At 65.0% G+C, this 24,384-nt stretch carries 24 protein-coding genes, 1 tRNA gene and 1 pseudogene; 10 read left to right on the forward strand and 16 right to left on the reverse strand.

The genetic code is table 11. The annotated features are described in order from the left end of the window. From ACIQ2E_RS01115 to ACIQ2E_RS01125, 3 genes are all read right to left on the reverse strand, one after another. Positions 1-476: ELWxxDGT repeat protein (locus tag ACIQ2E_RS01115; RefSeq protein WP_398324934.1), on the reverse strand; the 476-nt coding region annotated here is incomplete at its 3' end. A gap of 42 nt (positions 477-518) precedes the next feature. Further along, positions 519-1,556, reverse strand: coding sequence for a TIGR03032 family protein (locus tag ACIQ2E_RS01120; protein ID WP_398324994.1), 1,038 nt, complete (start codon positions 1,554-1,556; stop codon positions 519-521). Positions 1,557-2,012: 456 nt separating this feature from the next. Continuing rightward, entirely contained in the window at positions 2,013-2,627 is a 615-nt protein-coding gene (locus ACIQ2E_RS01125) for a hypothetical protein (protein ID WP_398324937.1), read from the reverse strand. A gap of 397 nt (positions 2,628-3,024) precedes the next feature. Between ACIQ2E_RS01125 and ACIQ2E_RS01130 the strand changes: the two genes are divergently transcribed. The 5 genes from ACIQ2E_RS01130 to ACIQ2E_RS01150 all read left to right on the forward strand — a co-directional run bounded on the left by ACIQ2E_RS01130 (position 3,025) and on the right by ACIQ2E_RS01150 (position 9,156). Continuing rightward, positions 3,025-3,642 (forward strand): ISAs1 family transposase, encoded by a 618-nt coding sequence (locus ACIQ2E_RS01130; RefSeq protein ID WP_398324940.1) that lies wholly within the window; start codon positions 3,025-3,027, stop codon positions 3,640-3,642. Further along, positions 3,639-4,166, forward strand: a complete 528-nt coding sequence (locus tag ACIQ2E_RS01135; protein ID WP_398324997.1) for an ISAs1 family transposase — start codon at positions 3,639-3,641, stop codon at positions 4,164-4,166. The genes ACIQ2E_RS01130 and ACIQ2E_RS01135 overlap by 4 nt, the downstream gene beginning before the upstream one ends. Positions 4,167-4,304: 138 nt before the next feature. Further along, positions 4,305-5,042 carry a peptidylprolyl isomerase gene (locus tag ACIQ2E_RS01140; RefSeq protein WP_398324943.1) on the forward strand — a complete coding sequence of 246 codons (738 nt, stop codon included), beginning with the start codon at positions 4,305-4,307 and terminating at the stop codon, positions 5,040-5,042. Continuing rightward, entirely contained in the window at positions 5,039-7,993 is a 2,955-nt protein-coding gene (locus tag ACIQ2E_RS01145) for an ABC transporter transmembrane domain-containing protein (RefSeq protein WP_398324946.1), read from the forward strand. The genes ACIQ2E_RS01140 and ACIQ2E_RS01145 overlap by 4 nt, the downstream gene beginning before the upstream one ends. Continuing rightward, positions 7,993-9,156 (forward strand): HlyD family secretion protein, encoded by a 1,164-nt coding sequence (locus ACIQ2E_RS01150; RefSeq protein WP_398324949.1) that lies wholly within the window; start codon positions 7,993-7,995, stop codon positions 9,154-9,156. Before ACIQ2E_RS01145 ends, ACIQ2E_RS01150 begins: the two co-directional genes overlap by 1 nt. A 23-nt stretch (positions 9,157-9,179) precedes the next feature. On the opposite strand, the gene ACIQ2E_RS01155 is transcribed toward ACIQ2E_RS01150, so the two are convergent. The 5 genes from ACIQ2E_RS01155 to gcvT form a co-directional block, all read right to left on the reverse strand. Beyond that, positions 9,180-9,818: a 7-carboxy-7-deazaguanine synthase QueE gene (locus ACIQ2E_RS01155; protein WP_398324952.1), complete on the reverse strand. Its 639-nt coding sequence runs from the start codon at positions 9,816-9,818 to the stop codon at positions 9,180-9,182. Next, positions 9,815-11,476: a CTP synthase gene (locus tag ACIQ2E_RS01160; RefSeq protein ID WP_398324954.1), complete on the reverse strand. Its 1,662-nt coding sequence runs from the start codon at positions 11,474-11,476 to the stop codon at positions 9,815-9,817. Before ACIQ2E_RS01160 ends, ACIQ2E_RS01155 begins: the two co-directional genes overlap by 4 nt. Positions 11,477-11,531: 55 nt before the next feature. Continuing rightward, positions 11,532-12,677, reverse strand: a complete 1,146-nt coding sequence (locus tag ACIQ2E_RS01165) for an RNA polymerase sigma factor, RpoD/SigA family (protein WP_398324957.1) — start codon at positions 12,675-12,677, stop codon at positions 11,532-11,534. A 111-nt stretch (positions 12,678-12,788) separates the two neighbouring features. Then, positions 12,789-14,618 carry an aspartate--tRNA ligase gene (aspS, locus tag ACIQ2E_RS01170; RefSeq protein WP_398324960.1) on the reverse strand — a complete coding sequence of 610 codons (1,830 nt, stop codon included), beginning with the start codon at positions 14,616-14,618 and terminating at the stop codon, positions 12,789-12,791. Positions 14,619-14,746: 128 nt separating this feature from the next. Further along, positions 14,747-15,886, reverse strand: a complete 1,140-nt coding sequence (gcvT, locus tag ACIQ2E_RS01175; RefSeq protein ID WP_398324962.1) for a glycine cleavage system aminomethyltransferase GcvT — start codon at positions 15,884-15,886, stop codon at positions 14,747-14,749. Between the two features lie 140 nt (positions 15,887-16,026). Here gcvT and ACIQ2E_RS01180 point away from each other — a divergent pair, with 140 nt between their 5' ends. Both ACIQ2E_RS01180 and ACIQ2E_RS01185 read left to right on the forward strand, forming a co-directional pair. After that, positions 16,027-16,263: a hypothetical protein gene (locus ACIQ2E_RS01180; RefSeq protein ID WP_398324964.1), complete on the forward strand. Its 237-nt coding sequence runs from the start codon at positions 16,027-16,029 to the stop codon at positions 16,261-16,263. A gap of 110 nt (positions 16,264-16,373) precedes the next feature. Further along, positions 16,374-16,769, forward strand: coding sequence for a cyclic nucleotide-binding domain-containing protein (locus ACIQ2E_RS01185; RefSeq protein ID WP_398324967.1), 396 nt, complete (start codon positions 16,374-16,376; stop codon positions 16,767-16,769). A gap of 14 nt (positions 16,770-16,783) precedes the next feature. Here ACIQ2E_RS01185 and speB read toward each other — a convergent pair whose 3' ends face one another. Further along, positions 16,784-17,644 carry an agmatinase gene (gene speB / locus ACIQ2E_RS01190; RefSeq protein ID WP_398324970.1) on the reverse strand — a complete coding sequence of 287 codons (861 nt, stop codon included), beginning with the start codon at positions 17,642-17,644 and terminating at the stop codon, positions 16,784-16,786. Between the two features lie 14 nt (positions 17,645-17,658). Continuing rightward, positions 17,659-18,531, reverse strand: coding sequence for a polyamine aminopropyltransferase (gene speE / locus ACIQ2E_RS01195; RefSeq protein ID WP_398324973.1), 873 nt, complete (start codon positions 18,529-18,531; stop codon positions 17,659-17,661). A gap of 66 nt (positions 18,532-18,597) precedes the next feature. Between speE and arfB the strand changes: the two genes are divergently transcribed. Further along, complete coding sequence (gene arfB / locus ACIQ2E_RS01200) at positions 18,598-19,062, forward strand: alternative ribosome rescue aminoacyl-tRNA hydrolase ArfB (RefSeq protein WP_398324976.1); 465 nt, start codon at positions 18,598-18,600, stop codon at positions 19,060-19,062. A gap of 133 nt (positions 19,063-19,195) precedes the next feature. Here the strand turns inward: arfB and mazG are convergent, their stop codons facing one another. Genes mazG through ACIQ2E_RS01215 form a run of 3 tightly spaced genes read right to left on the reverse strand, consistent with a single transcriptional unit; the run spans position 19,196 to position 21,291 of the window. After that, entirely contained in the window at positions 19,196-20,035 is an 840-nt protein-coding gene (mazG, locus tag ACIQ2E_RS01205; RefSeq protein WP_398324978.1) for a nucleoside triphosphate pyrophosphohydrolase, read from the reverse strand. Positions 20,036-20,046: 11 nt separating this feature from the next. Next, complete coding sequence (locus tag ACIQ2E_RS01210; protein WP_398324981.1) at positions 20,047-20,757, reverse strand: class I SAM-dependent methyltransferase; 711 nt, start codon at positions 20,755-20,757, stop codon at positions 20,047-20,049. An 18-nt stretch (positions 20,758-20,775) separates the two neighbouring features. Then, positions 20,776-21,291, reverse strand: coding sequence for a metal-binding protein (locus ACIQ2E_RS01215; RefSeq protein WP_398324984.1), 516 nt, complete (start codon positions 21,289-21,291; stop codon positions 20,776-20,778). A gap of 37 nt (positions 21,292-21,328) precedes the next feature. On the opposite strand from ACIQ2E_RS01215, the gene ACIQ2E_RS01220 reads away from it, so the two are divergent. Next, positions 21,329-21,400: transfer RNA gene (locus ACIQ2E_RS01220), tRNA-Val, on the forward strand. Here the strand turns inward: ACIQ2E_RS01220 and ACIQ2E_RS01225 are convergent. After that, positions 21,401-21,706, reverse strand: a complete 306-nt coding sequence (locus tag ACIQ2E_RS01225) for a thioredoxin family protein (protein WP_398324987.1) — start codon at positions 21,704-21,706, stop codon at positions 21,401-21,403. It abuts the tRNA gene before it with no gap. A 31-nt stretch (positions 21,707-21,737) separates the two neighbouring features. Further along, positions 21,738-22,535: a hypothetical protein gene (locus ACIQ2E_RS01230; protein ID WP_398324990.1), complete on the reverse strand. Its 798-nt coding sequence runs from the start codon at positions 22,533-22,535 to the stop codon at positions 21,738-21,740. A 48-nt stretch (positions 22,536-22,583) separates the two neighbouring features. Between ACIQ2E_RS01230 and ACIQ2E_RS01235 the strand changes: the two genes are divergently transcribed. Further along, the gene (locus ACIQ2E_RS01235) at positions 22,584-23,429 is read left to right on the forward strand and encodes an NAD-dependent epimerase/dehydratase family protein (protein ID WP_398324992.1); all 846 of its coding nucleotides are present in this window, start codon (positions 22,584-22,586) and stop codon (positions 23,427-23,429) included. Here ACIQ2E_RS01235 and ACIQ2E_RS01240 read toward each other — a convergent pair. Next, a pseudogene (locus tag ACIQ2E_RS01240) lies at positions 23,420-24,384 on the reverse strand (NCS2 family permease); the annotation flags it as partial. The gene ACIQ2E_RS01235 and the pseudogene ACIQ2E_RS01240 sit on opposite strands and share 10 nt — an antisense overlap.

Below are 24,384 nucleotides of genomic sequence, written 5' to 3' on the forward strand. Positions count from 1 at the left end.
AATGAGCCGGCGGCGATATCTTTAACGCGTCCGGTGCCGGCTTCAGTGCCATCCGTTTTCCATAGCTCAATTCCGCTTATACCGTCGTTCGCCCTGAAGAAGAGAGTATTGCCGATGGCGAAAAAACCGGAAGGAGAGCTATCCGATGAGCCGGCGCTGATATCTTTAACGCGTCCGGTGCCGGCTTCAGTGCCATCCGTTTTCCATAGCTCAATTCCGCTGATACCGTCGCTCGCACTGAAGAAGAGAGTATTGCCGATGGCGACCAGATTGGAGATACTGCTGCCCGATGAGCCGGCGCTGATATCTTTAACGCGTACGGTGCCGGCTTCAGTGCCATCCGTTTTCCATAGCTCAATTCCGCTTATACCGTCGTTCGCCGTAAAGAAGAGGGTTTTGCCGATGGCGACAAGGTTGGAGGGAGAACTGCCCTCCTTGATAATATTAATGTCTTTGAGGAGCTGAAGGCGGTCCATGGCTTTCAATCTTGGCTGAATACTTCTTGTGATTAAGCGTTTTTAAACGGTTTGATTTACGATCCAAATCGATTGGTTATTGTCAATATTGATATCTGGACCAACAAGCACTGGGTTGTGCCAGCCCGGGAGGAATGAAACACCGAAGATCTCTTCCACCCCGCTCTGGAACCAAAGCCAAGCCAAGAGCTCGCTCGTGCGGAGGTTGACCAAAGCAATCCCACATCGACGGTCGGCGAGGCGTTGTTCAAGGGGTAGCCCGCCAAACACGGCGGTTTCGAGGATCTTGGACACAGCCACGACCGCCAGATCGCCCCAACAATCCAGACTTCGGGTGAAACCTGGCAGTTCGAGGATGGTTCTGCTCGCCTTCTGCCAGGGAAGCGCAGATTCAAACGCACTGAGCTGAGATGGATCGCTTGCCATCAGTGCACCCTCGCCGGAATGGAGCCAGAGCAGCTGCCCCTGGTGCAGCCGGGGCGAATGCGGCATCGCCATGCCTCGCAGCACCACACGGTTGGTCTGGATGTCGATCAGGCAACCTCCGCTGGTTTTGCTGGCCCGCCAGCTGTCTGCTGCATCGCCCTCGCCCAAGGCCGTGGCGTAGGCCAGACCATCACCGTTGGCATTGAGAGCCAAGCCATTGAGATGGCATCGATCCTCGGGCTTAAGCGCGCTGATGAACGGCGGCTTCCAGCGTGGTGTGAAACTCCACGGCCCACCTACAGCCGCCACACAGTTAAACTGGGTGTTGACTAACAGCAACTCACCGTTACAAAACGCCAGGTCGTGACCCATCACCGGGCCAGTGAGATGGCAGCTACGGGCCAGAAAAGCGATGTCGTGCTGATGTTCCGGCTGGATGCTGGCAGCAATAGCCTGATTGGCCTCCAGACTCCAGACCCGATCCTGGCTGCACACCGCCAAACCTGTGGGTGTACGGGTAATTCCCATGGCCAGCGGAAAGTGGCTGAAGCCAACCCGTAGCTCGCCGCCCGCGCTTCCAACGCTGACCAGGCGGCTGGCCTGGTAGGTGCTGATCACGATCGAGAAGCTAAGCTGCTCAATGAGTATGGGCAGATTGGCACTTTACTCGTACTGCACCGGTACGGGCGCGAGCCCTGTTGTGGAGTCAAAGCCTTCAGTCATGGCACTGCTCCAACCGGGCTTCCGTGGCAACCCGACTGAGCCGGCCGGGCAAGGACAAACGGAGTCGATGCAAGACAGGCATGACGCCACGCTCTACTGCCTCAGTTTTAAGCGGATTTACAGCAGAGCGCACCGCTTCATGAGTAGTTGTGGCATTCAGCTATGCAGGCGAAACGCTCGCGCTACCCCTTGGGCTAGAAGATCATCGGGCCTGAACAGGCCCTGCTGTACCAACAACACGGCAGCCTGGATGCGGTTGGCAGTGCCCAGCGCCTTTTACGCCTTTTTAACATAGGGAAGCTGCACCTTCTCGGCAATCTGCAGATCGCTCAGCCCCCGCGCCACTTCCTGCAGGATCTGCAGCTGCTTCTCGCTCAGCTGTGGATCTCAACCCATCGCCTTCTCATCCAACAGCTGCATTAGGGAATCTCCGGACAAACGGGTTTGAGAGACCGCAGTGAGCAGGAAAGAGTGCCTATGGCCGTGAATTGCCACTGAGGCCATTGGGCTTCCCCCGGTTTGGTGGACAGGTCGATAGGAGAAACGCCATGACCACCAGACTGTTGATTGATGAGCGACCCAAACCGTGCACGCCGGCGGTTCACGCCGCAGCAAAAGGAGGAAGCTGTTGCCCTCTGCCTGGCTGAGGGGCTGACCAGCACCGCTGTAGCCCACCGGAAGGTAGATCAGAGCTTCGGCTGTAGATCCCGCGGCAAGACCTCCAACTTCAAAAGAGAGGGCACCAGCAAATGTGTTTGCGAGACCGGTCGGCAGCTGGGTCAGAACTGTGCTCCCATCTGCAAGGTTGACTGGGATGGCGCCATCCGAATCAGCAGGGATGAGGTTGACTCCATGGAGGGAGAGGTCGCCAGTCACAACCAAGGCACCGAAGTCGGAATACCTAGACCCATCGTTCAACAGGCGAATGCCGGCAACCTGACGTTGCTCAGCATCAAGAATTCCATCTCGGTTGCCATCAACACCATAACCATCAGGGGTCACAATCCCCTCGCGGAGGCCATCAAGATCGTCGTCAGTGACCTGGACAACAGTCCCAGAAGCAACAATGTCGGCGGGTACCGAAGTCTGAGATGCCTGCGCAGGGCCACGTATGTGCTGCTCTGTTTGCTCTCGCGCCAGCACCCAGGCCCATGTCGTTTCTCTCGTGCAGTTAAATCGTTTGCGGTTGCCCCATTCGGCCTGCTGGCTGCACCGTTCAGGAAAAAGTGATCCATAGCTGCCAATTGGTCAATGACATCCTCTCCTAATTCTTGCTCGTCACGTCCTGACGCAACAAGGTGCTTATCCATCGGCCCGCAGGGCTGATTCAAAGTATGTCCCAAGGTCCCTTGCCGGGGCTGTCAGCATGGGTTGAGGTCGGCAGAGTCGCCCCCTCCCTGTGCTGGAAAGCGCCTCCGCCGCAACCGATCTCGACCTGATCAGCTATCTGAGGTCGATCCCGGATGCGCGGATGCGCCGCGGGGTTCGGTTCCCAGCCTGGTATCTGCTGCTGGTGGCCGTGCTCGGGATCCTGAGTGGCTGCCAGAGCTTGCGGGATCTGGAGCGTTTCGCCATCCGCCACCACGCCGTGCTCACCGAGGCCCTGGGCGTGGTGCTGCGGCGCCCGCCATCGGATTCCTCGTTCCGCTACTTCTTCCAGCAGGTGGACGTGGCAGCCCTCTGCGCGGCGATCCGTGACTGGACGATCGCCCAGATCCCTGGTGGCGCAGCGGATCTCGATCAGCTGGTGTGTGACGGCAAGACGCTGAGAGGCTCAATCGCCCCCACCGCTGGTGGTGGCTCGGCTTTCATTGCCCAGGTCACGCTGTACTCCGCCGCGCTGGGCGTGGCCATCAGCCAGGCCTGCTACGCCACCGGCGAAAACCACGAGCGGGCGGTGCTGCGGCAGCTGCTCGGCGAGCTGGATCTCGAGGGTGTGCTCATCCAGGCGGACGCGCTCCATACCCAGCGCCCGTTTTTCGACAGCTCCAGGAGCAGGGCGCCGACTTCCTCCTGACGGTCAAGGCCAACCAAAAGACGTTGCATCGTCAGATCCTCAGCCAGTTCCAGGGAAAGCGGCACATCCCTTTTGTGGCAAGCGATCAAGAGGTTGGCCACGGCCGCGACATCACCTGGATCCTGCGGGCGAAAGAAGCACCGGAGCACATCAAGGAAGCCTGGATCGGCACCAGCTGGATTGTGGAAGTCATGGCCAGCGGCACCCGTGACGGCAAGCCCTTTCACGCCACCCACCTGTTCCTGACGAACCTGCGCACGACGCCAGAAGCGCTGCTGCAAATGGTGCGGGACCGCTGGAGCATTGAGGGCTGGCACTGGATCCGGGACACGCAGCTCCATGAGGACGCCCACCGCTACCGGAGCAATGGCGCCGGCGTGATGGCCACGCTGCGCACTGCAGCCATGAACCTGTTACGCCTGGCTGGGTTCCGCTCGATCCGGGCTGGCATCCAGGCGGTGATGCACGACATCACGGCGCTGCTGGCCATGGCGCGGCGCCGGCCGGGACACGAGCCGACCTAAGACTTTGAATCAGCCCTGGGGCTCAGGGCTGCTGGACCTCTCGTCCTGCGCTGCATCCACCGCTGGTTTTTGGTGCCTAAACCCTCCGCCCCTGCCATGATTCAGCGGACCGACCACCACGCCTTGAGATCCGCTTCGGTGGCTGAGCTAAGCCCTGCTGTCCTGGCGCTGCTCGCCCAGCACGGGTTGCTAAAACCGTTGTTCCGTCAGATCCAGCTGCAGAACGCCCTGGCCCAGGAGCGTCTTCAGGAGGAGGAGCGTCAGCAGGTGATGGCGGCCTTCGCCCAGGAACGTCAGCTCGGTAGTGCGGAGGAGCTGGACCAATGGCGTCAGGAGCAGCTGCTCAGCCGCGATGCGCTCTTCGCCTTGATCGAGCGCCCTCTGCGGCTGCGGCGCCATTGTGAGCGACTGTTTCGGCCCAAGGCTGAGGCCCGCTTCCTCGATCGCAAGAACCAGCTGGATCGGGTGGTGTACAGCCTGATCCGCCTGGCCGATGAAGGGCTCGCCCGGGAGCTCTACCTGCGCCTGGATGAAGGGGAGTCGAATTTCGCTGATCTGGCCGCCGAGTTTTCGGAAGGGCCGGAGCGCAGCACCCGTGGTGTGGTCGGGCCCGCCCCCCTCACCCAAGCCCATCCCCTGCTGGTGGAGCGTCTGCGCACGGCGACGCCTGGTGTCGTTCAGGAACCGTTTCGGATTGAGCGCTGGTGGCTTGTGTTTCGGCTGGAATCGCTCACACCGGCCACCTTTGATGAAGCGATGGCGCAGCAGATGAGTCAGGAATTGTTCGAGGAGTGGTTGGAGGCCGAGGTATCCGCTGAGCTCAACGCTCTCCGTTCGCAGCTGATCACGCCCGCTGAGGAGGGCATGCCCGCGTGACTACCCTCAGTCCCGCCGAGCTGATCTCCAGCCATCCCGCCTTGCGCGCCCTCAGCCCGCAAGGTGCTGCAGCCCTGCAGGCCGCGGTTGAGGTCCGTCGCTTCAGCACCGGTCAGCTGCTCTGTCGTGGTGATCTGGTGCCCAGCGAGACGCTGTGGATCAGCAGCGGCCAGGCCCGACTGCTCGGCCGCGACCAGGGTCGTCTGCTGACGCTGGAGAAACTTGGCCCCGGTGCTGTGGTTGGGCTTGCTTCGCTGCTGCGGGTGCAGGCCTGTGAGGAGGTGAGCGCCGCCGCGGAACTGGAGGCCCTGGCCCTGCCCGATGCCCTGGTGCTGCAGCTGCTTGAGAGCGAGCCGAGCTTTGCTGAGTGGTGTAGCGCGCAGCTGTTCACCGCCGAGTTGGCGGCCCTGGTGCAGTTGTTGTTGCAGGCCCATCCCCGGGAGCAAGGCCGGCTGGCATCCCAGCTGCAGCAGGCTCGATCCGGGGCCCAGCTGGTGCCGCCCACGGCCGAGGCCCTGGCGGGCCTATCCCCTGAGCAGGTGCTCCTGGCAGCCAGTCACAACCTGCCCGACCATCCCCTGGGAGCCCGTCTGGATCCCGCTGCCGGCGTGCCGCTTTCGCTGCCGCCGCTGCCGCCTCGCTTGATCGCCCTCTCCGCCGACTGGTTCGCTGCCTTGCAGCCCGCTGCGGACGTGCTGGAGGCTGAACCGGTCGTCGGCTCTGCCTTGGTGCCCAGCCAGGGAGGCGCTGAGACGCTCACCGCCGGCCCCCTGGCCTCGGGCTTGGATCTGGGCGAGCGTGATCAGAAACCGTTCCGGCTCCTGCGCGGCGAGGGCCCCCTGGAGGAAACCCTGGCCTGCTTCCAGATGCTGGCCGCGGAGCTGCAGTTGCCCTTCCGCCGCGATGCGATCGAGAAGATCCTGCGGGATGCGCTACGGCGCGGCCAGGCGCCGGATCTGCAGCTTTGCGGGAATATCGCCGCGATGATGGGGCTGCACGTGAGCGGCGTGCAGGTGCCGGCCAGCCAGGGAACCCGGCTGCAAACGCCGGCGCTGATCCCCTGGAAAGAGGGCTTTGCTTTGGTGCGGGCCGCCAATGCCCGCGGCCTTCAGGTGGCATCACCCCGGGATGGGCTGGTGCAGGTGCTCCCGGCCGAGCTGCCGGAGATCTTCCCGGAGGGGATCGAATTGTTGCTGGTGGAGCGCCGCAACACTACCCCGGAGCAGCGGTTCGGCTTTGCCTGGTTCTGGCCGGCCCTGCGCCGCTACCGCGGCATCCTTCTGCAGGTGCTGCTGGCCTCGTTTGTGGTGCAGCTCTTCAGCCTGGCCAATCCCCTGCTGATCCAGGTGATCATCGACAAGGTGATTGCCCAGCGCAGCCTCGACACATTGCAGGTGCTCGGCATTGCTCTGGTGGCGGTCACGCTGCTGGAGGGGGTGATCGGCTCGCTTCGCACCTTCCTGTTCAGCGAAACCACCAATCGGATTGATCTGCGGCTGGGTTCGGAGGTGATTGATCACCTGTTGCGCCTGCCGCTCAACTATTTCGATCGCCGTCCGGTGGGTGAACTCGGAACCCGGATCGCCGAGCTCGAGAAGATCCGCAACTTCCTCACCGGCCAGGCCCTCACCACCCTGCTGGATGCCGCCTTCTCGGTGATCTATGTGGTGGTGATGGTGCTCTATAGCTGGGTGCTCACCCTGATTGCCCTCTGCGTGCTGCCGATCCAGGTGGGCCTCACGGTGGTGGGTGCTCCCCTGTTTCGGCGCCAGTATCGCGATGCGGCCCAGGAGAACGCCCGCACGCAAAGCCATCTGGTGGAGGTGCTCACCGGGATTCAGACGGTGAAGGCGCAGAACGTGGAGATGATCAGCCGTTGGAAATGGCAGAGCCTCTACAACAACTACATCGGCCGCACCTTTGAAAAAACGGTCACCGGAACGGTGCTGAGTGAAACCTCGCAGGTGCTGCAGAAGCTCTCGCAGTTGCTGGTGCTCTGGGTGGGGGCCACGTTGGTGCTCAAGGGTGAGATGAGCCTGGGCCAGCTGATCGCCTTCCGAATTATTTCGGGCTATGTCACTCAGCCGATGCTGCGGCTCTCCTCGATCTGGCAGAACATTCAGGAGCTGAAGGTGAGCTTTGAGCGCCTCGCCGATGTCGTGGATACGCCGGAGGAATCCGATGAAGCCGATAAGGGCAAGATTCCTCTGCCGCCGATCGAGGGTGAGGTGCGCTTCAACGATGTGTGCTTTTCGTTCACCACCGGAGGAGCGCTGGTTCTCAATCACATTGATCTGCAGATCCCAGCAGGCACCTTCGTGGGCGTTGTGGGGCAGAGCGGCAGCGGTAAGAGCACCCTCACCAAGATGCTCTCTCGTTTGTATGCACCAGCCAGTGGCCGCATTCTGATCGATGGCTATGACATCGACAAGGTGGAGCTTTACTCCCTGCGCCGACAGATTGGGATCGTTCCCCAGGAGCCCTTGCTGTTCAGCGGTTCAGTGGCTGAAAACATTGCGCTCACCGATCCCGATGCCAGCAGTGAGTCGATCGTGGAGGCGGCTCGGCTGGCCTGCGCCCACGACTTCATCATGGAATTGCCCGGGGGTTACAGCGCCAATGTGGGCGAACGGGGCGCCAACCTGTCGGGTGGTCAGCGGCAGCGCCTGGCCCTGGCCCGCACCCTGCTCTCCAAGCCCAGATTGCTGGTGCTCGATGAGGCCACCAGCGCCCTCGACTACGACACCGAACGTCGCGTCTGTGAAAACCTGCTCGACGGCCTGAAGCACTGCACGGTGTTTTTCATTACCCATCGGCTCTCCACCATCCGGCGCGCCGATTTGATCGTGATGATGCACGAGGGCGCCGTGGTGGAAACCGGCAGTCACGATGCGCTGATCGAGCAACGCGGTCGCTATTACGCCCTCTATCGCCAACAGGAGCCCGCCTGATGCCTTCGCTTCCTAAGCCTGGTGCCCTGGTGAAGGCCGCCCAGTCGGCGCTTGAACGCCGCGTGCAGGCCAACCGTGAGGAACTGGGCCTGCAGCAATCGCGCTTTCTGGTGCGCACGATCATCTGGACCCTGATCGGTACAACGGGTGCCGCCCTGGCCTGGTTGGCCCTCGCCAAAACCGATGAGGTGGTGGTGGCTCCCGGCACCCTGGAGCCGATCGGCAACGTGAAAACTGTGCAGATGCCGGCTGGTGGTGTGCTGGATGAATTGATGGTGAAGGAGGGCCAGCGGGTGAAGAAGGGCCAGGTGTTGATGCGCCTCGATAACGAAGCCACCGTCGACCGGCAGGGGAGCATTCGCGAAGGCATTGCCGCCAAGCAACGGCAACTGCAGCTCAAGCAGCTGGAGTTGAGGCGCTATCTCAATCTCAACGACACGGAACAGCAGGTGCTGCGCCGTAACCTCATTCTCGAGCGCCAGATTCTGCAGCGGTTTGAGAGCCTCAAGAGTTCGGGCGCAGCCGCTGAGCTCCAGGTGCTTCAGCAAAATAACAAGGTGCGGGAGGTGGATGGAGAACTCGAAAAAGTGCAGGTGGATCGTTTGCGTCAGACCGCCATCCTCCAGCAGCAGATTCAGCAGCTCAATGGCGAACTGGCGGAGCTGCGTAGCAGCCTCACCGAACTTTCGGTGAACATTCGCTATCAGGATCTGCGCTCGCCCGTAGATGGAATCGTGTTTGATCTCAAGCCCAAGGGGCCCGGGTTTGTAGCTCAGACCAGCGAGCCGGTGATGAAGATCGTGCCTTTTTCAGATCTTCAGGCCAAGGTGGAAATCAACAGCTCGGATATCGGTTTCGTGCGGGTGGGTAAACCCGTTGATCTCTCAATTGATTCCTTCCCCGCCACGGATTTTGGCGTGTTGGCGGGCCGGCTGAAGCGTATTGGCTCTGATGCCCTGCCGCCCGATGAGCGCAACCAGACCTACCGCTTCCCGGCAGTGGTGGCGCTCGATTCCCAGCAGTTTCGGCTCACCGGCGGTCAGATCCTGCCACTGCAGGTGGGGATGAGCCTCACGGCCAACATCAAACTGCGGAAGGTGAGCTACCTGCAGCTGCTGCTGGGTGGTTTTCAGGACAAAACCGACGCCTTGCGTCGCATTTAGCCTTCAGGGTTGCGGCGGCTGGTTCACCGCACCCCCAGCTGCTTGTGGTTTTGCAGGCTCAATCGCCAGGTTGGGTGGCTTTTCACGTACGCCACGCTCAGCTCCTGCCCGGGCTGGTTGCCCCAGCCCGGTTGCAGCAGCAGGTGCGGCTGGTTGCCCACGGCCCTCGCCGCTTCGGCCATGGCTTCGGCGAAAGCCAGATCGCTTGCGTCATGCACCACCAGCTTGAGCTCGTGGCAGGCGGCCAGCAGGGCCGGTAGGGGCGGCCGGTGGCGTTTGGGGGAGAGGGTGATCCAGTGGAACGCACCGCTGAGGGGATCGACGCCGCTGGTTTCCAGGTGGAGCGGCAGACCTGTCGATTGCAGTGCCTTGCACAGCTGATCCAGCGGGTGATGCAGGGGTTCGCCACCGGTGATCACCGTGAAGGCGGCCCCGGCAGCCGCGGCCGCTCTGGCTTCTCGCGCGAGATCAGCCACCGCTCGCCGCGGATGCACGGCCGCCGGCCACGAGTGTTTGGTGTCGCACCAGCTGCAGCCCACGTTGCAACCGCCGAGCCGGATGAAGAAGGCGCTGCGGCCGGCATGCAGGCCCTCCCCCTGCAGGGAATGAAACGTTTCCACCACCGGCAGGCTGGTGGAGTCGCTGCAGCCCGCTGCGTTCATGCTGCGGGTGTTGTGTTGGGGATCGCCTGGTTGTGGCTGATCGCTTCGCTGGGGCTGTGGGGCAGCCGCTGCTGTGCCGCCTCCACCAGCCCCCGGAACAGCGGATGCGGCCGGCCGGGGCGGGAGAGGAATTCCGGGTGGTACTGGCAGGCGGTGAAGAAGGGGTGATTCTTGAGCTCGATCAGTTCCACCAGCCGGCCATCGGGGGAGGTGCCGCTGATCTCGTAGCCCGATTCCAGGAAGAGGTTGCGGTAGGCGTTGTTGAACTCATAGCGATGGCGGTGGCGCTCATACACCACCTCATCGCCGTAGAGGCGGTGGCCCATGGTGCCGGGGGCGAGGCGGCAGGGATACACACCCAGGCGCATCGTGCCTCCCAGATCCACCACGTCCTGCTGCTCGGGCAGCAGGTGGATCACGGGGTGCGGCGTGTCGGCATCGAGTTCGGCGCTTGTGGCGCCTGTAAGACCGGCCTGGTTGCGGGCCCACTCGATCACGGCGCATTGCATTCCCAGGCACAAACCCAGGAAGGGCACCCGTTGCTCGCGCGCCCAGCGGATCGCTGCCACCTTGCCATCCACGCCGCGATTGCCAAAGCCCCCCGGCACCACTACTGCATCCATGCCCCGCAACAGGGCATCGGTGCCGCGCTCCTCGATCTGCTCGGCGCAGATCCAGTGGAGGTCGAGGCCAGCCCCAAGGTCGGTGCAGGCGTGCCTCAGCGCTTCCACCACGGAGAGGTAGGCGTCGTTGAGCTGCACGTATTTGCCCACCAGCGCCACCTTCACTGAGGGGCCAGGGTTGCGCAGCTTGGCCACCATTTCGGCCCAGCGGGCCATGTCGCTGTCGTGGTCGGCCAGGCCGAGCAGATCGAGCACCTCGCGGCAGAGGCCCTCTTGCTCGAGCGTGATCGGCACGGCGTAGATGCTGTCGGCATCGAGGGCCGGGATCACAGCCCGCTTGGGCACGCCGCAGAAGCCACCGATCTTCCCCTTGAGCTCTTCGCTGATCGGGCGGTCGCTGCGGCACACCAGCACATCCGGCTGGATGCCGATGGAGCGCAGCTCCTTCACCGAGTGCTGGGTGGGTTTGGTTTTCAGTTCGCCGGAGGTGCCGATGTAAGGCAGCAGCGTCACATGCACGTAGGCCAGATCGTTGCGGCCTACGTCGCCCCGGAATTCGCGGATCGCTTCAAGGAACGGCAGCGATTCGATGTCGCCCACGGTGCCGCCGATCTCGGTGATCACTACATCGGCGCCTGAGTTGGCGGCCACACGGTGGATGCGTTCGCGGATCTCGCCGGTGATGTGGGGAATCACCTGCACGGTGCCGCCGTTGTAGTCGCCGCGGCGTTCCTTGTTGATCACCGATTGATAGATCGAGCCGGTGGTCACGCTGTTGAGCCGTGACATGGCCGTGTCGGTGAAGCGCTCGTAGTGGCCGAGGTCGAGGTCGGTCTCGGCGCCGTCTTCGGTGACGAACACCTCACCGTGCTGGAACGGGCTCATCGTGCCCGGGTCCACGTTGAGATAGGGATCCAGCTTGAGGATCGAAACGCTGTAGCCCCTGCTCTTGAGCAGGCGCCCCAGGCTGGCGGCCACGATCCCCTTGCCGATGCTCGATACCACGCCACCGGTCACGAAGACGAATTTGGGCATGGCATCCGTAGCGACCCTTTAATTTACCGGCCGGCTTGGGTCGTCTCCAGGGCTTTCAGCTCGAGGGTTGGTCGTTATCGAGGCTGCGCATGTAGTCCTGCACGCGGCAGCGGCGCTGGGGCTGGCGCAGCTTGAGCAAGGCGCGTGATTCGATCTGGCGCACCCGCTCCCGCGAGAGGTGCAGGTCTTCACCGATCTGCGAGAGGGTCTGGGGGGTGTCGTCTTCGAGGCCGTAGCGCAGGCGGATCACGGCGGCCTCCCGGCTGGTGAGCTCCTCCAGCAGTGCTTCCAGGTCGTCGTGCAGGGCTTCGCGGGTGAGCTCCTGCTCGGGGGTGGCGTGGCTGTCTTCGAGCAGATCGCCAAGCTGGGTGTCTTGCTCGCGGCCCACGCGTGTGTCGAGTGACACGGAGCGCGGCACCCGCATCAAGGTGAGCCGCACCACCTCCTCGCTCAGGCCCAGCTCGCGGGCCAGGTCGCTCACCGAGGCCAGGCGGCCGTGCTCTGTGGCGATCTGGCGCTGGGCCTTTTTGATCCGGTTGAGCTTCTCGGTGACATGCACCGGCAGCCGGATCGTGCGGCTCTGGGTGGCGATGGCGCGGGTGATGCCCTGGCGGATCCACCAATAGGCGTAGGTGCTGAAGCGGAAGCCGCGGGTGGGGTCGTATTTCTCCACGGCGCGCTCCAGCCCGAGGGTGCCTTCCTGCACCAGATCGAGCAGCTCCATGCCGCGCTGCTGGTATTTCTTGGCCACCGCCACCACCAGGCGCAGGTTCGCCTGGATCATCCGGTCGCGGGCGCGGCGGCCGTGATGCAGCGCCTGCTTCAGTTCGGTCACGCTCAGGCTGCTGCGCGCGGCCCAGGTCTCATGGCGCTGGCGCAGCCGCTCCCGCAGTTCCGGCACTGTGCAGCCCAGATGCTCGGCCCACTGCTGCACCGCCGGCCAGTGGCCCAGTTGCGACGCCAGCCGCTGGCGATCGTCTTCCAGGACGATCAGATCCGCCAGCTCGCTCGTCGTGCCCGCCAGGCGCTTGCGCTCCCGCAGCAGGCGTTCCCGCCGCTGCACCTGGCGGGCCAGGGTGAGTTCCTCCTCGTGGCTGAGCAGGTCAACGCGGCCGATGTCCTGCAGGTACAGGCGCACCAGATCGGTGCTCCCGCGCCGGCTGCTGGATAAGGGCTTGGGGCTGGGAGGGCCCTTGGGCACAGGCTTGGCCTGGAACAGCTCCCCAACGATCGAGTCTCAGTTGAGATCCGCCCTCAAATCCCACGTTTGTGTTCGGGATTGCCCGAGGTGTGGGGCCCAGAAGCCAGGGCGTCAGCCCTGCGCCTCCTCCTCCACCCAGGTGCTGGCCACGTGCAACTCTTCGAGCTGTTTGGCGGCGACGCCGCCTGGGGCACCGGTCATCAGGCAGCGGGCCTGCTGCGTTTTTGGGAAGGCGATCGTGTCGCGGATCGATTCCTCGCCCGCCAGCAGCATCACCATGCGATCGATGCCGAAGGCCAGGCCGCCGTGGGGCGGAGCGCCCATGTCGAGCGCTTCCATCAGGAAGCCGAACTGCTGGTTGGCTTCTTCCAGGGGCAGGCCAACGGTTTGCAGCACCTGGCGCTGCAGGGCCGAATCGTGGATGCGCAGCGAGCCACCACCGAGCTCCAGGCCGTTGAGCACCAGGTCGTAGGCCTGGGCGCGGGCCGTGGGCAGGGTGTCGGCCCAGGCGGCGGGGTCGCTGCCCAGATCGGCGGTGTTCGGTGCACAGAAGGGGTGGTGCAGCGCCTCGTAGCGGTTTTCGTCGGCATTGAACTCGAACATCGGGAAGTCCACCACCCAGAGGAAGTTCCAGCTGTCGTTTTCGCTGTCGGGCTTCACCATGCCCAGCTCACGGGCCAGGTATTGGCGTACCCGATCGAGGGCCTTGTTCACCGTGGCGGTGTCGCCGGCGCCGAACAGGATCAAGGTGCCGGGCTCGGCGCCGGTGCGCTGCAGCAGCTCGGCCTTCTTGTCGTCTGTGAGGTTGTCTTTGATGGCACCGATCGTGTCGATCTCACCGCCCTCGCGCACGCGGATGAAGGCGAGGCCCCCGGCGCCGGCTTTCTGGGCCTCGCTGAACACATCGCCGCCAGGCTTGATGCGCACGTTGCTCACCGCGTCGTTGCCGCCGGGCACGGCGATGCACTTCACCGAGCCGCCGGCGGCCACGGCGCCTGAAAACACCTTGAAGCCCATGTCAGCCACCAGGTCGCTCACGTTGGTGAGCTCCATGCCGTAGCGGGTGTCAGGGCGATCGGTGCCGTAGCGCTCCATGGCGTCATGCCAGGTGAGGCGCGGGAAGGGGCGGGGCAGCTCCACGCCCTTCACGGTTGTCCAGATATGGGCGATCAGCGCCTCGTTGAGCTCCAGGATCTGCTCCTGATCCATAAAGCTCATCTCCATGTCCAGCTGAGTGAATTCCGGCTGGCGATCGGCGCGCAGGTCTTCGTCGCGGAAACAGCGGGCCACTTGGTAGTAGCGCTCGATGCCGCCCACCATCAGCAGCTGCTTGAACAACTGGGGCGACTGGGGCAGGGCGAACCACTCACCGCCGCACACCCGCGATGGCACCAGGTAATCGCGAGCGCCTTCGGGGGTGGAGCGGGTGAGCACCGGGGTTTCCACCTCGATGAAGCCCTGCTCTTCGAGGAAGCGGCGGGCGGCCTGGATGGTCTGGGCCCGCAGGCGCAGATTGCCGTTCATGCGCTCGCGGCGCAGGTCGAGGTAGCGGTGGCGCAGCCGCAGCTCCTCGCGGGTGTTCTCCTCGTCGTGCACCGACACGGCGAAGGGCAGGTTCCCTTTCACGCTGTTGAGCACCGTGATGGCGCTGGCCAGCACTTCCACATGGCCGGTGGCCAGTTTTTCGTTGATGGCGTCGGCCGGGCGCGCGCGCACCTTGCCTTCCACCTGAATCACCGTTTCATTGCGTAGGTGTTCCGCCACGGCGAACATCTCAGCGCCGTTGTCGGGGTCCACCGTGATCTGCACCGTGCCGCTGCGGTCGCGCAGATCGATGAAGATCACCCCGCCGTGATCACGGCTGCGGTCCACCCAGCCGCACAGCTGCACGGCCTGGCCGGTGGCATCGGGGCGCAGGTCGCCGCATCCGTGGCTGCGCATGCTGAGGAGGGGAACGCAATCGGCGATTGTCCCATTAGGGCGGATGGCCATCCGTCGCGCCGGATTGAGAAGGATTCCGGGTTCTGTACAGACTGTGTGGAAGTGGGGACGGCGTTCGGGTTGATCAATCAACTCCGATAGAACGGTCGCCTGACCACTTGAGCTGGCTCGGCTTTGCCGCGAATCTCGACCGCCAGCTCGCTACCCAGGCGGGCTGCTGAAGCCGGCACCAGCGCCAGGGCAATGCCGGCCTCAAGGCTGGGGGACCAGCCACCGCTGGTGATCGAGCCGATCGGGCTGCTCCCTGCCGCCGCTCCAGCCGCCAGCACCGAAGAGCCGTGGCGGGGGATGGCGCGGCCCTGCAGCTGCAGTCCCACCAGGCGTCGCTTCACGCCGTCGCTCGTCTGCTGCTCCAACACCTCACGCCCCACAAAGGGCTTGGGCATCTCTAGGTGCACCAGCCAACCCAGGCCTACTTCTAGGGGCGTGGTGGAGGCATCCATATCGCTGCCATACAGATGCATCGCTGCTTCCAATCGCAGCGTGTCGCGTGCGCCCAGGCCGCAGGGGGCGATGCCGCGGGAGAGGCATTGATCCCAGAAGCTCAAGCCGGCTGGCCGATCCAGCAGCAGTTCAAAGCCGTCTTCGCCGGTGTAGCCGGTGCGGGCCACGAAAGCCTCGCCGATGCCCGGCAGCGCGAGGGAGCGATGGCCGAAGCGGGGTAGGCCCGCGAGCGAGAGGCCGCTGAGTGATTCGAGTTGAGCGGCAGCGTCTGGACCCTGCAGGGCTACCAGCACCCCATCCCCTTTGTGGTCGCTCACCTGGATGCCGGCCGGCTCAAGTTGGCTGCGGATCCAGGCGGTGTCGGCCTCGGCGCAGGCGGCATTGATCACGAGCAGCAGCTCATGGGCCTGAGCGACGTCGTCCCAGCCCCGGTCGTACACGATCAGATCGTCGCGGATGCCCCCTTGCTCGTTGAGCAGCACCGTGTAGCAGGCCTCGCCGGGGCCGATGCGGAAGAGATCGGTGGGCACCAGGCCCTGCAGAGCGTCTTTGGCCCCAGGGCCGCTGAGACGCAGCACTCCCATATGGGAGATGTCAAACAGGCCGCAGTGCTCGCGCACAGCCTTGTGCTCCTGCAGGAGGCCGGCGAACTGAACCGCCATCTCCCAGCCCGCAAAGGGCACCATGCGGCCGCCGGCGCTGCGGGCAGCCTCAAACAGCGGCGTACGGCGCAGGGGTGCTGTGGCTGCCGGAGGTGCGGCCATGGCGGTTTGGCGTGGGCGTGGATCCTATGGAGGTTGGATCACTGCTGCTCTTCAACAGTCCGAAGAGAACCCGGAGGTTCGTTGACTGCACTAGTCACAGCCTCTGGAGCTGCCTACGTTGAGCCCCCTTGCAGGCCCCCATGGGCAACCGCCCCTGCTGCCGCAGCTGCCGCTACTGCACGCTGTCCAGTGGTGCGGAGATGGGCTGGTGTCAGCTGCGCAAACTGCCGATTGATCGGGAGCTGGCGGCGGAGCTGTGGTGCCACCACTGGACGGCGCGCCCGCCGCGGTTGCCGGTGATGGGGGATAGCCCAGCAGAGCTGCTGCCGCAGCAGGGAGAGCGGCAGCTCGCCCTTGCAGACGTGCTGGAAAGCTGAAGACAAAGAGAAGATTCGGGGCCTGGCGGGGCTGAATGTGTTCCAGCACGCCAATGGGCCTGTAGGGCGGTGCCAAGCTGGTTTCACGCAGCTTCATGGGGACATCGTTGATGGCTGTTGCCGCCGTTGCCAGTCCGATCGAATTGATGGCCACCCAGGTGGACAGCGAGACGGTGTCGTTCGCCACAGGCGCGGTGATCTTCAGTCGCGGTCAGGCGGCTGATGCCATCTACGGCGTGCGCCGCGGCATCGTTGAGGTGATCAATTCCAAGGGAGACAAGCTCTGCTATCGCCCTGGCGAGCTGTTCAGCTATGAAGACATCGTCTGGAATGAGGACGTGCGCCACAACGATGCGGTGGCGCGCACACCTGTTGAGCTGGTGCGGCTGGATCGCCTGCGTTTCCTCAACCTGCTGCACAACCACCCCACCATGGCGATCCTGCTGATCGGCCAACAGCACGAGCGCCTGCGGGAGCAGCGCTCCAGCGGCACCTGCGCCTACTGAGGCCAGCCCCCAGCTCAGCGATCCAGCAGGAACAAGAGGCTTCGCACCACCTTAGATGCGAGCACGCTGCTCACGCCAGTGGGATCGAGCATCGGCGCTAGTTCCACCACGTCGGCCGCCACCAGGTTGTGGTGGCGCAGCTCCTCCACGAGGGCGGCGAAGTCGCCCCAGAGGAAGCCGCCCGGTTCGGGGGTGCCCGTGCCCGCCATCACGGCGGGATCGAACCAGTCGAGATCCACGGTGAGATAGATGGGCTTGCCGCGCAGGGGCTTGAGCGCTTCGGCCATCCGTTCGATCGCTACGAGGCGGCCCGTCTGCCGCAGTTCGGAGAACTCCTCGCGGGTGCCGCTGCGGATCGCGATCTGCAGCAGTTGTTGGCTGGGCAGCACCTCCAGGCAGCGGCGCATGGCGCAGGCGTGGCTGTGGTGGGCGCCGAGCCACTCGTGGCGCAGATCGGCGTGGGCATCGAGCTGCACCAGCACTAGCTCGGGGTGCTTGGCAGCCACGGCGGCCACGGCACCGGAGCTGATCGAGTGCTCCCCTCCGAGCATCAAGGGCTTGAGCCCCAGGGCCAGTACCGTTTCGGTCGCCTGTTTCACCGCGGATACCACTGGCTCCGGGGCGCCAAAGGGGATGTCCACGGCGCCGAGGTCGGCGATGGCGAGCTCCTCCAGATCGCGATCCAGCTGGGGGCAGTAGCTCTCGAGGCCCGCACTCACCTCGCGGATGGCGGCCGGGCCGAAGCGGGTGCCGGGGCGGAAGGAGGTGGTGCCGTCGTAGGGCACACCGAACAGGCCCACGCGGCAGCCGGCGGGATCGCGCTGGCTGCCCATGTAGATGGCGCCGTCGGTGTCGAAGAGGGAGAGGTCGGGCATGGCGTGAGGGCTGGTCAGGCGTGGAGGGCGCGCTCGATCGCGGCGGGGATGGCATCGAAGGCGCCGCGCTGCCAGCGGGGGCTCCAGATCTCACAGCCATCGACCACGGCCGCGGCACGGGAGGTATCCGGCTCCAGATAGCGGCGGCCGTCGATGGCAGCGAACGTCCAGCTCCACCAGCCGCTTGGATACATCGGCACCCAGCCATACATCGGATCGGCGTGGCCGAACACCTCGCGGATCACCTTCACGGTGTCGATGTGCACCTGGCGGAAGGCCTCCGGTGATTCGCTCTGGGTGGCGAACACACCGCCCGGCTTGAGGATGCGCCGGCACTGCTCGAAGAAGGCGCGGTTGAACAGGCCTTCGGCCGGGCCAGCTGGATCGGAGCCGTCCACGATCACCACGTCGTAGCTGGCGTCAGCAGCGTTCGCGGCCCAGGCGATGCCATCACCCACCGTGAGGTGGAAGCGCGGATCGCTCCAGCAGCCCCCGCCGATCGTGGGCAGGTGCTGCTGGCTCCACTCCACCACCAGGCCGTCGATCTCCACCATGTCGAGGTGCTGCACGCCGGCGTGGCGCAGGCATTCGCGGGCGGTGCCGCCATCGCCGCCACCGATCACGAGCACCCGCTCCACCGAGGCGGCGCTGCACAGGGCCGGATGCACGATCGATTCGTGGTAGTGCCGCTCCTGGCGCTCGGCGGTCATCCAGCAGCCGTCGAGCAGCAGGCCCTTGCCGTAGCGCTCGCTCTCGATGATGGTGACCTTCTGGAAGGGCGATTGCTCTTCGGCGATCACGCGGCCGGCCAGGCCGTAGCGCACGCCATCGAAGATCTCATCGATCCAGCCAGGGGTGGGCGTGGTTGGGTTGCTGCTCTCGGCCATCGGCGGGCGGGTTCCTTCCTCCAGATTTGCGCACCGCCCGTGTGCCCCCCGTGACAGCCTGAGCGCATGGCCGGCGCCCATCCCACTGCCGATCTGCAGATTTCCCGGGTGGCCGGGCCGGCGTTGCGGATTCCTGCCGCAGAGCTGCGCTGGCGCTTTTCGCGCTCCTCCGGGCCGGGTGGCCAGAACGTGAACACCACCGATTCGCGGGTGGAGCTGGTGTTCGACCTGGCGGCCAGCGAGGCCCTGGGGCCGGTGCTCAAGGCCCGGGCGCTGCGGCGCCTGGAGCCGCGGTTGGTGGAGGGTTGCGTGGTGATCGCCGCCAGCGAACACCGCTCCCAGTGGCAGAACAGGGTGGCAGCCCAGCGGCGTTTGGTGGAGCTGCTGCAGGAGGCGCTCAAACCACCACCGCCGCCGCGGCGTGCCACCAAGCCCACCCGCGGTTCGGTGGAGCGGCGTCTGGCGGCCAAGCAGCGGCGCAGCGCCATCAAGGGGCAGCGCCAGGGGCGGCTGCAGCTGCCCGACGACTGACGCGGCTGCGGTTGGCACGGCCGAGCGCGCTTTGCTTTGTTCGCGGCGGTGTCCTGGTTTCTGTACGGGCTGTGCAGATGTTGCGATCTGCGTTTGAGGCCGTTGCTGCAGCAGGTCGCCCGGGTTGGTGGGCTCAGCGGTTTGGGGCGCTGCCCTCCGCCCTGATCTGGGCTTTGGCCTCCTGCCAGAGGCCTTCCAGTTCGCGAATGCTGCGGCCCTGCAGTTTGCCGCCCAGTGCTGCTTCCACGCGGGAGAAGCGATCGAGGAAGCGGTGGTTGGTGCCCGCCAGGCCGGCCTCAGGGTCGATGCCGCACCAGCGGGCCACATTCACGAGGGTGAACAGCACATCGCCCAATTCCTCCTGGGCGTGCGCCTTGTTGCCGCTGGCCACCGCTTCCTTGAGCTCATCGAGCTCCTCGTGCACTTTCTCCCACACGCCGGCCATGTCGTCCCACTCGAAGCCGGCCGCGGCGGCTTTCTTGGAGATGGTCATTGCGCCGGCGAGGGCGGGCTGGCCGCGCACCTTGCCAGCGAGGCGATCACTGAGGGGGCTGGCCGAGGGTTCGCTGGCTGGATCAGTGGCCTTCTCAGCTGCCTTGATCTCGTCCCAGTTGGCTTTCACGGCGGCGCTGTCGGCGGCCTCGGCGCCGGCGAACACATGGGGGTGGCGGCGGATCAGCTTCTCGCTGATGCCTGCGGTGATCTGAGCCAGATCGAACCGCCCGTCTTCCTGGGCGATCTGCGCATGCAGCACCACCTGCAGCAGCAGGTCGCCCAGCTCTTCTTTGAGATGGGCGTCATCGCCGTGGCGGATCGCATCGGCCACCTCGTGGGCTTCCTCCAGCACGTAGGGAACCAGGGAGGCGTGGGTTTGCTCCAGATCCCAGGGGCAGCCGCCCTCCGGGTTGCGCAGCTGGGCCACCACGGCGATCAGCTCGCTCAACGCTGCGGTGGCTTCGGGCGTGGCGGCCATCGGTTTGCTGCTCAGGCTTGCCCGCCACCCTCGCATTGCTGCGCCGATCGCCGGCTCAGCCAGAGGTGGTTGAACAGGGCCTGCAGCAGTTGGATCGGCGGCTCCAGTCCGGCGAGGGTGAGCTGCTGCTCCAGCCGCTCAGCATCCATTGAGAACACCTTGTTGTTGCGGGATTCCATCACCGCTTCGATCGTGGCCTGATCCATGCCTAGGGCCGCAAACCGGCAGCGGCCGATGGCGAGGCCCAGCTCCAAGCTCGGTGGGCTCGATTCGCCGTAGCTGCTCAGCAGCAGGCAGCCACCCGCTGCGACCCGCCCCGCCATCTGCCTGAGCAACTGTTCCTGCTCGGCCGGGGCCAGCACATGCAGCACGTTGTGGCTGATCACCACTTCGAAGATGCCATCGCAGCAGGCATCGAGATGGTCTGGGCCCCACGCCACCCGCTCGCTGGCGCCGATGCGCGCGATCAGTTCATCGCAGAAACCGCGCATCTGCTCACTCGGTTCCACCAAGGTGAACCTGGCTTGAGGCAACGCCTCCAGCAGCGCAGGCAATTCCGTGCCTGTGCCGGCCCCCACCACCAGCACCCGTTGGGCTTCGGGGTGGAGTGCCGCCGCGGTGGCGGCCGCGAGCTCGAAGATCGCGTCGTAGGCGGGGATCAGCCGGCGGATGCGTGCGTTGTAGGTGCGGCCGTAGTCACCGTCGAAGTCGAGCAGGGCCATGGGCTGCGAGGGATCCGCTCAGCGGAGTCTGCGGCGGCGGCGCCGCTTGCGCCGTAGCAGCCTCGGCAGACGCGGCAACGGATCGCCGTCCTGGATCAGATGAAGCCAGGCGCTGGCTTCCACGCCGATCAACACCGCCAGGCTTAAGCCACGCTGCTCCTGCCAGAGCGTTTGCAGGCCCTCCCCTAGCTGCAGCGGATTCGGCGCACCCCAGGGCTGCAGCAGCCAGCCCGTCAGGCCCACAAGCACTCCCAGATAAAGCAGCCGGCCTGCGCTCCCCAGAACTGGCGAATGCGAGAGCAGCGAGCGATGGCGCAGCAGCTGCCGGTAGGGCCACCAGAGCAGGCGCAGCGGTCCCCAGCGGCGGCTGGGGTTGGAGCGGGTGTCGAGATCGGGAGACAGCCAGAGCCCGCCAATCAGAAAGGCCAGCCCGGCTGCGGTAACGCCCGCCAAGCCAAGCCACGGACCCCACAGCAGCCCGAAAGGCAAGGCCAGGATCCAGGTGGCGCGGTCGTGCTGCTGGCCGCTGGCCATGGCTGGAGCTGCTGTTGCGGTGCAGAATGACCCAACCGCCCGGTTAGCTCAGCGGTAGAGCGCCTGCCTTACAAGCAGGATGTCGCTGGTTCGAACCCGGCACCGGGCATCAGGGGATCAGGCCGCTGAGGCGGGTGCGGAAGTCGCCTTTGGGCATGCCGCCTTTCAGCTCACCGTGGATGGTGAACTCGCCTTCGGGATCACTCACCACCAGATAGGTGGGCCAGCCCATGCCCTGTTTGTCGGGGTATTGGGCCAACAGAACGCGGCGGTAGCGGCGATAGGCCTCGGTGTCCTGCAGCATCACGCTCACGAAGCTGCAGCCCAGTTCGCTGCACACGGCGGCGTCGTAATGGCTCATGCGGTGACAGGTGCCGCAGTCTTCTGAGCTGAACTTGAGGACGGTGTAGCTCATGCTTCGGGCTGCACTGCCCGGAAGTTAGCGATCAGGGTTGGATCTGGCTTGGCCTGTAGAGCCGTCGTTCACACAGCTCCAGCTGTTGGTGTGCATCGAACACCACGTTGATTTGTTGGAAGGCATCGGCGCCGGTGCGGCAGCCGATGTGCAGGCGGAAGGCTCCTTGAGGTAGCCATTCGGGCACAGAGCAGATCAAGCCATCCACGAAGGTGGCTGTGAGCGGGTGGATCGCGAACTGCTCTGCGCTGAAGGGTTCGCATGGTGTGGGTTGTTCGTGGGGGTAGCACTCCCGTTCACCGGACCAACCTTCCAGATCCCGCAGCAGTGCTTCGAGGGTTTGCTGAGGCCGTTCGGGATCCGGCTTGCTGGCATGGGCGCAACGGAAGCCAACGGCTCCGATCGCATCCAGGCTCCAGCCCTTCTGCTCAGCCTTGGGGTGTGGTCCCCAGAGCAGCACCAGCATCGAGCGGGCGCGGCCGGCAAAGAGGTTCACTTCATGGCCGAAGCGGTCGGCCATGGGGTCGACCCAGAGACTGGATTGCCCCCCGGCACCGCTGAACTGCCAGCAGTTCCCGCCGCTGTTGTAACCGGCGCGGCTCAGCTGCAGGGTGCGCCGTCCCTCCGGTGCAAACAGCAAGCCACGGCCATCCCAGCTGCCGTGATTAGGACCGCTGAACTGAATGTCGTAGCAGGTGTCGTCGATGACGCGGCTGGGGCTCCGCCAATCGAGTGTTTCGCTGCGGAGATACCAGTGGCTGCGGCCCTGCCAGCGGCCCTCGAAGTTGAGGCGGTTCAGCTCCCATTGGCGTTGCTGCTGATCGAACACGCGCCTCCAGGGCTCTCCCTAGCCTCCACCTTCAGCGGGGTCTTGTCGATGCGGGTCACCATCGTGGGCTGCGGCTATGTGGGTGAGGCCTTGGCGCGGCTTTTGGGAGCGCAACCTCAGAGCCATCTCACCCTCACCACCACGCGGGAGCAGCGCCGCGCTGAGCTCGAATCGCTCGGCAATCGCGTGCTGGTGCTCAAGGCCAGTGACGCTCCCGCGTTGCAGCAGGCCCTGGAGTCTGCGGATGCAGCCGTGCTTTGCATGGCACCTGGTGGAGATCGCCAGGTGGATGCGGGTGTGTATGCCGCCACCTATCGCAGCAGCATCACCACGGTGCTGGAGCTATTGCCCGAGCTTCCGCAGTTGAAGCAGATCGTCTACACGAGCAGTTGCGGTGTTTATGGCGATGCGGCGGGGGGCTGGGTGGATGAGTGCTCGCCTGTGGTGCCCCGTGATGCCCACGCTGAGGTGCTTGTGGAGAGCGAGCGGCTGTTGGCGCAGGCACGTAGCGATCAGCGGCGGGTGTGTGTGCTGCGCCTTGGCGCGATCTATGGCCCCGGCCGTGATTTAAGCCGTCGTTTCCAGGCGCTGGCTGGCACCACCAGGCCAGGTGATGGCCAGAACCACAGCCATTGGATCCATCGCGACGATGTGGCCGGTGCCATGGCGGCCGCGCTGGCCGGCGCCTGGGATCAAACCGTGAACGTGGTGGACGATCAGCCCTGGCGGGTGGCTGATCTGCTCGATCGAATCTGCGCGGCGGAGGAGCTTCCCCCCGTGCACTGGAGTGGACCTTCCGCCGATGCGCCATCGCTGCCGGATCGACGCATCAGCAATCGCCGTTTGCACAGCCTCGGCTACCCGTTGCTCCATCCCACCGCTCATTACGGTTGAGCCCGGCTGGCCAAGCCGAAGACCACCGCCATCAGCAGATAGCCCAGCGCCCAGCTGCTCCCCACCCCCCAACCCAGCTGCAGCACGGTGTCTGAGGTGGTGAAGCGCCAGGCATGAATCACTCCCAGCCAGGCGCAGCCCGAGGCCACCGCAGCACAGAGGCTGGCTGCCAGGAAGCGCCGTTCGATCACGTACACCACCATGGCCGCCAGCAGCATCGCGGTGATGATCTGACCCTGCTCCAGGGCAAAGGCGCCGGCGGCCCACACATCGGCCTGCTGCAGCGGTTGGAGCAGGGCAGCTGAAAACGGCTGTTCGGCGCGGCCGGCACCCCCGGCCCGCAGGCCGGCTTTCAGGAGCATGGCGCCCCAGCCCGCCAGGCCCGGCAGCAATCCCAAGGCCACCGCCGGGGCGTGGGCGCTGGGGGTGGCCTGGAACGCCTGGGCCGCAATCACCAGGCCGATGTAGAGCACGATCGCCATGCCGGCTTCGATCGGCACCAGCTGGGCGATCAGCCCGAACAAGCCGAGCAGGCAGGCGCCGCCCATCACCAGCCCATTGAGCCAGGAGTAGCCGATGCGCGCTCCCATCGCTTTCCAGGCGGGATGGCCGATGTAGAGGGTGGTGGGGAAACAGCCCCCCAGCCCGGCTGCGGCGATGGTGCCCAGCCCATTGATCAGCAGCGAACTGCGCACCGGGTAGCGATCACCGGCGGCTTCAGCGCTTTCGATGTTCTGCAGGGAGCCCAGCAGGTTGAACAGACCCATCGGCACAATCACCCCCAGCCAGGGCAGGAGTTGGCCGCGGGCTTGCCATAGCGCCGTCAGTGCCAGATGGGGAGGCCGCAGACCCACTTGGCTCAACTGCTCCTGCCAGAGCCCGGGGTCGAGGCGGATCAGGCCCAGGCCCCAGGCCAGGGCCATGCCCACCAGCACGGCCAGCAGTCCACCGGGGA

Origin of the sequence: Vulcanococcus sp. (assembly GCF_044369115.1) — a bacterium.
Classification (GTDB): Bacteria; Cyanobacteriota; Cyanobacteriia; order PCC-6307; family Cyanobiaceae; genus Vulcanococcus.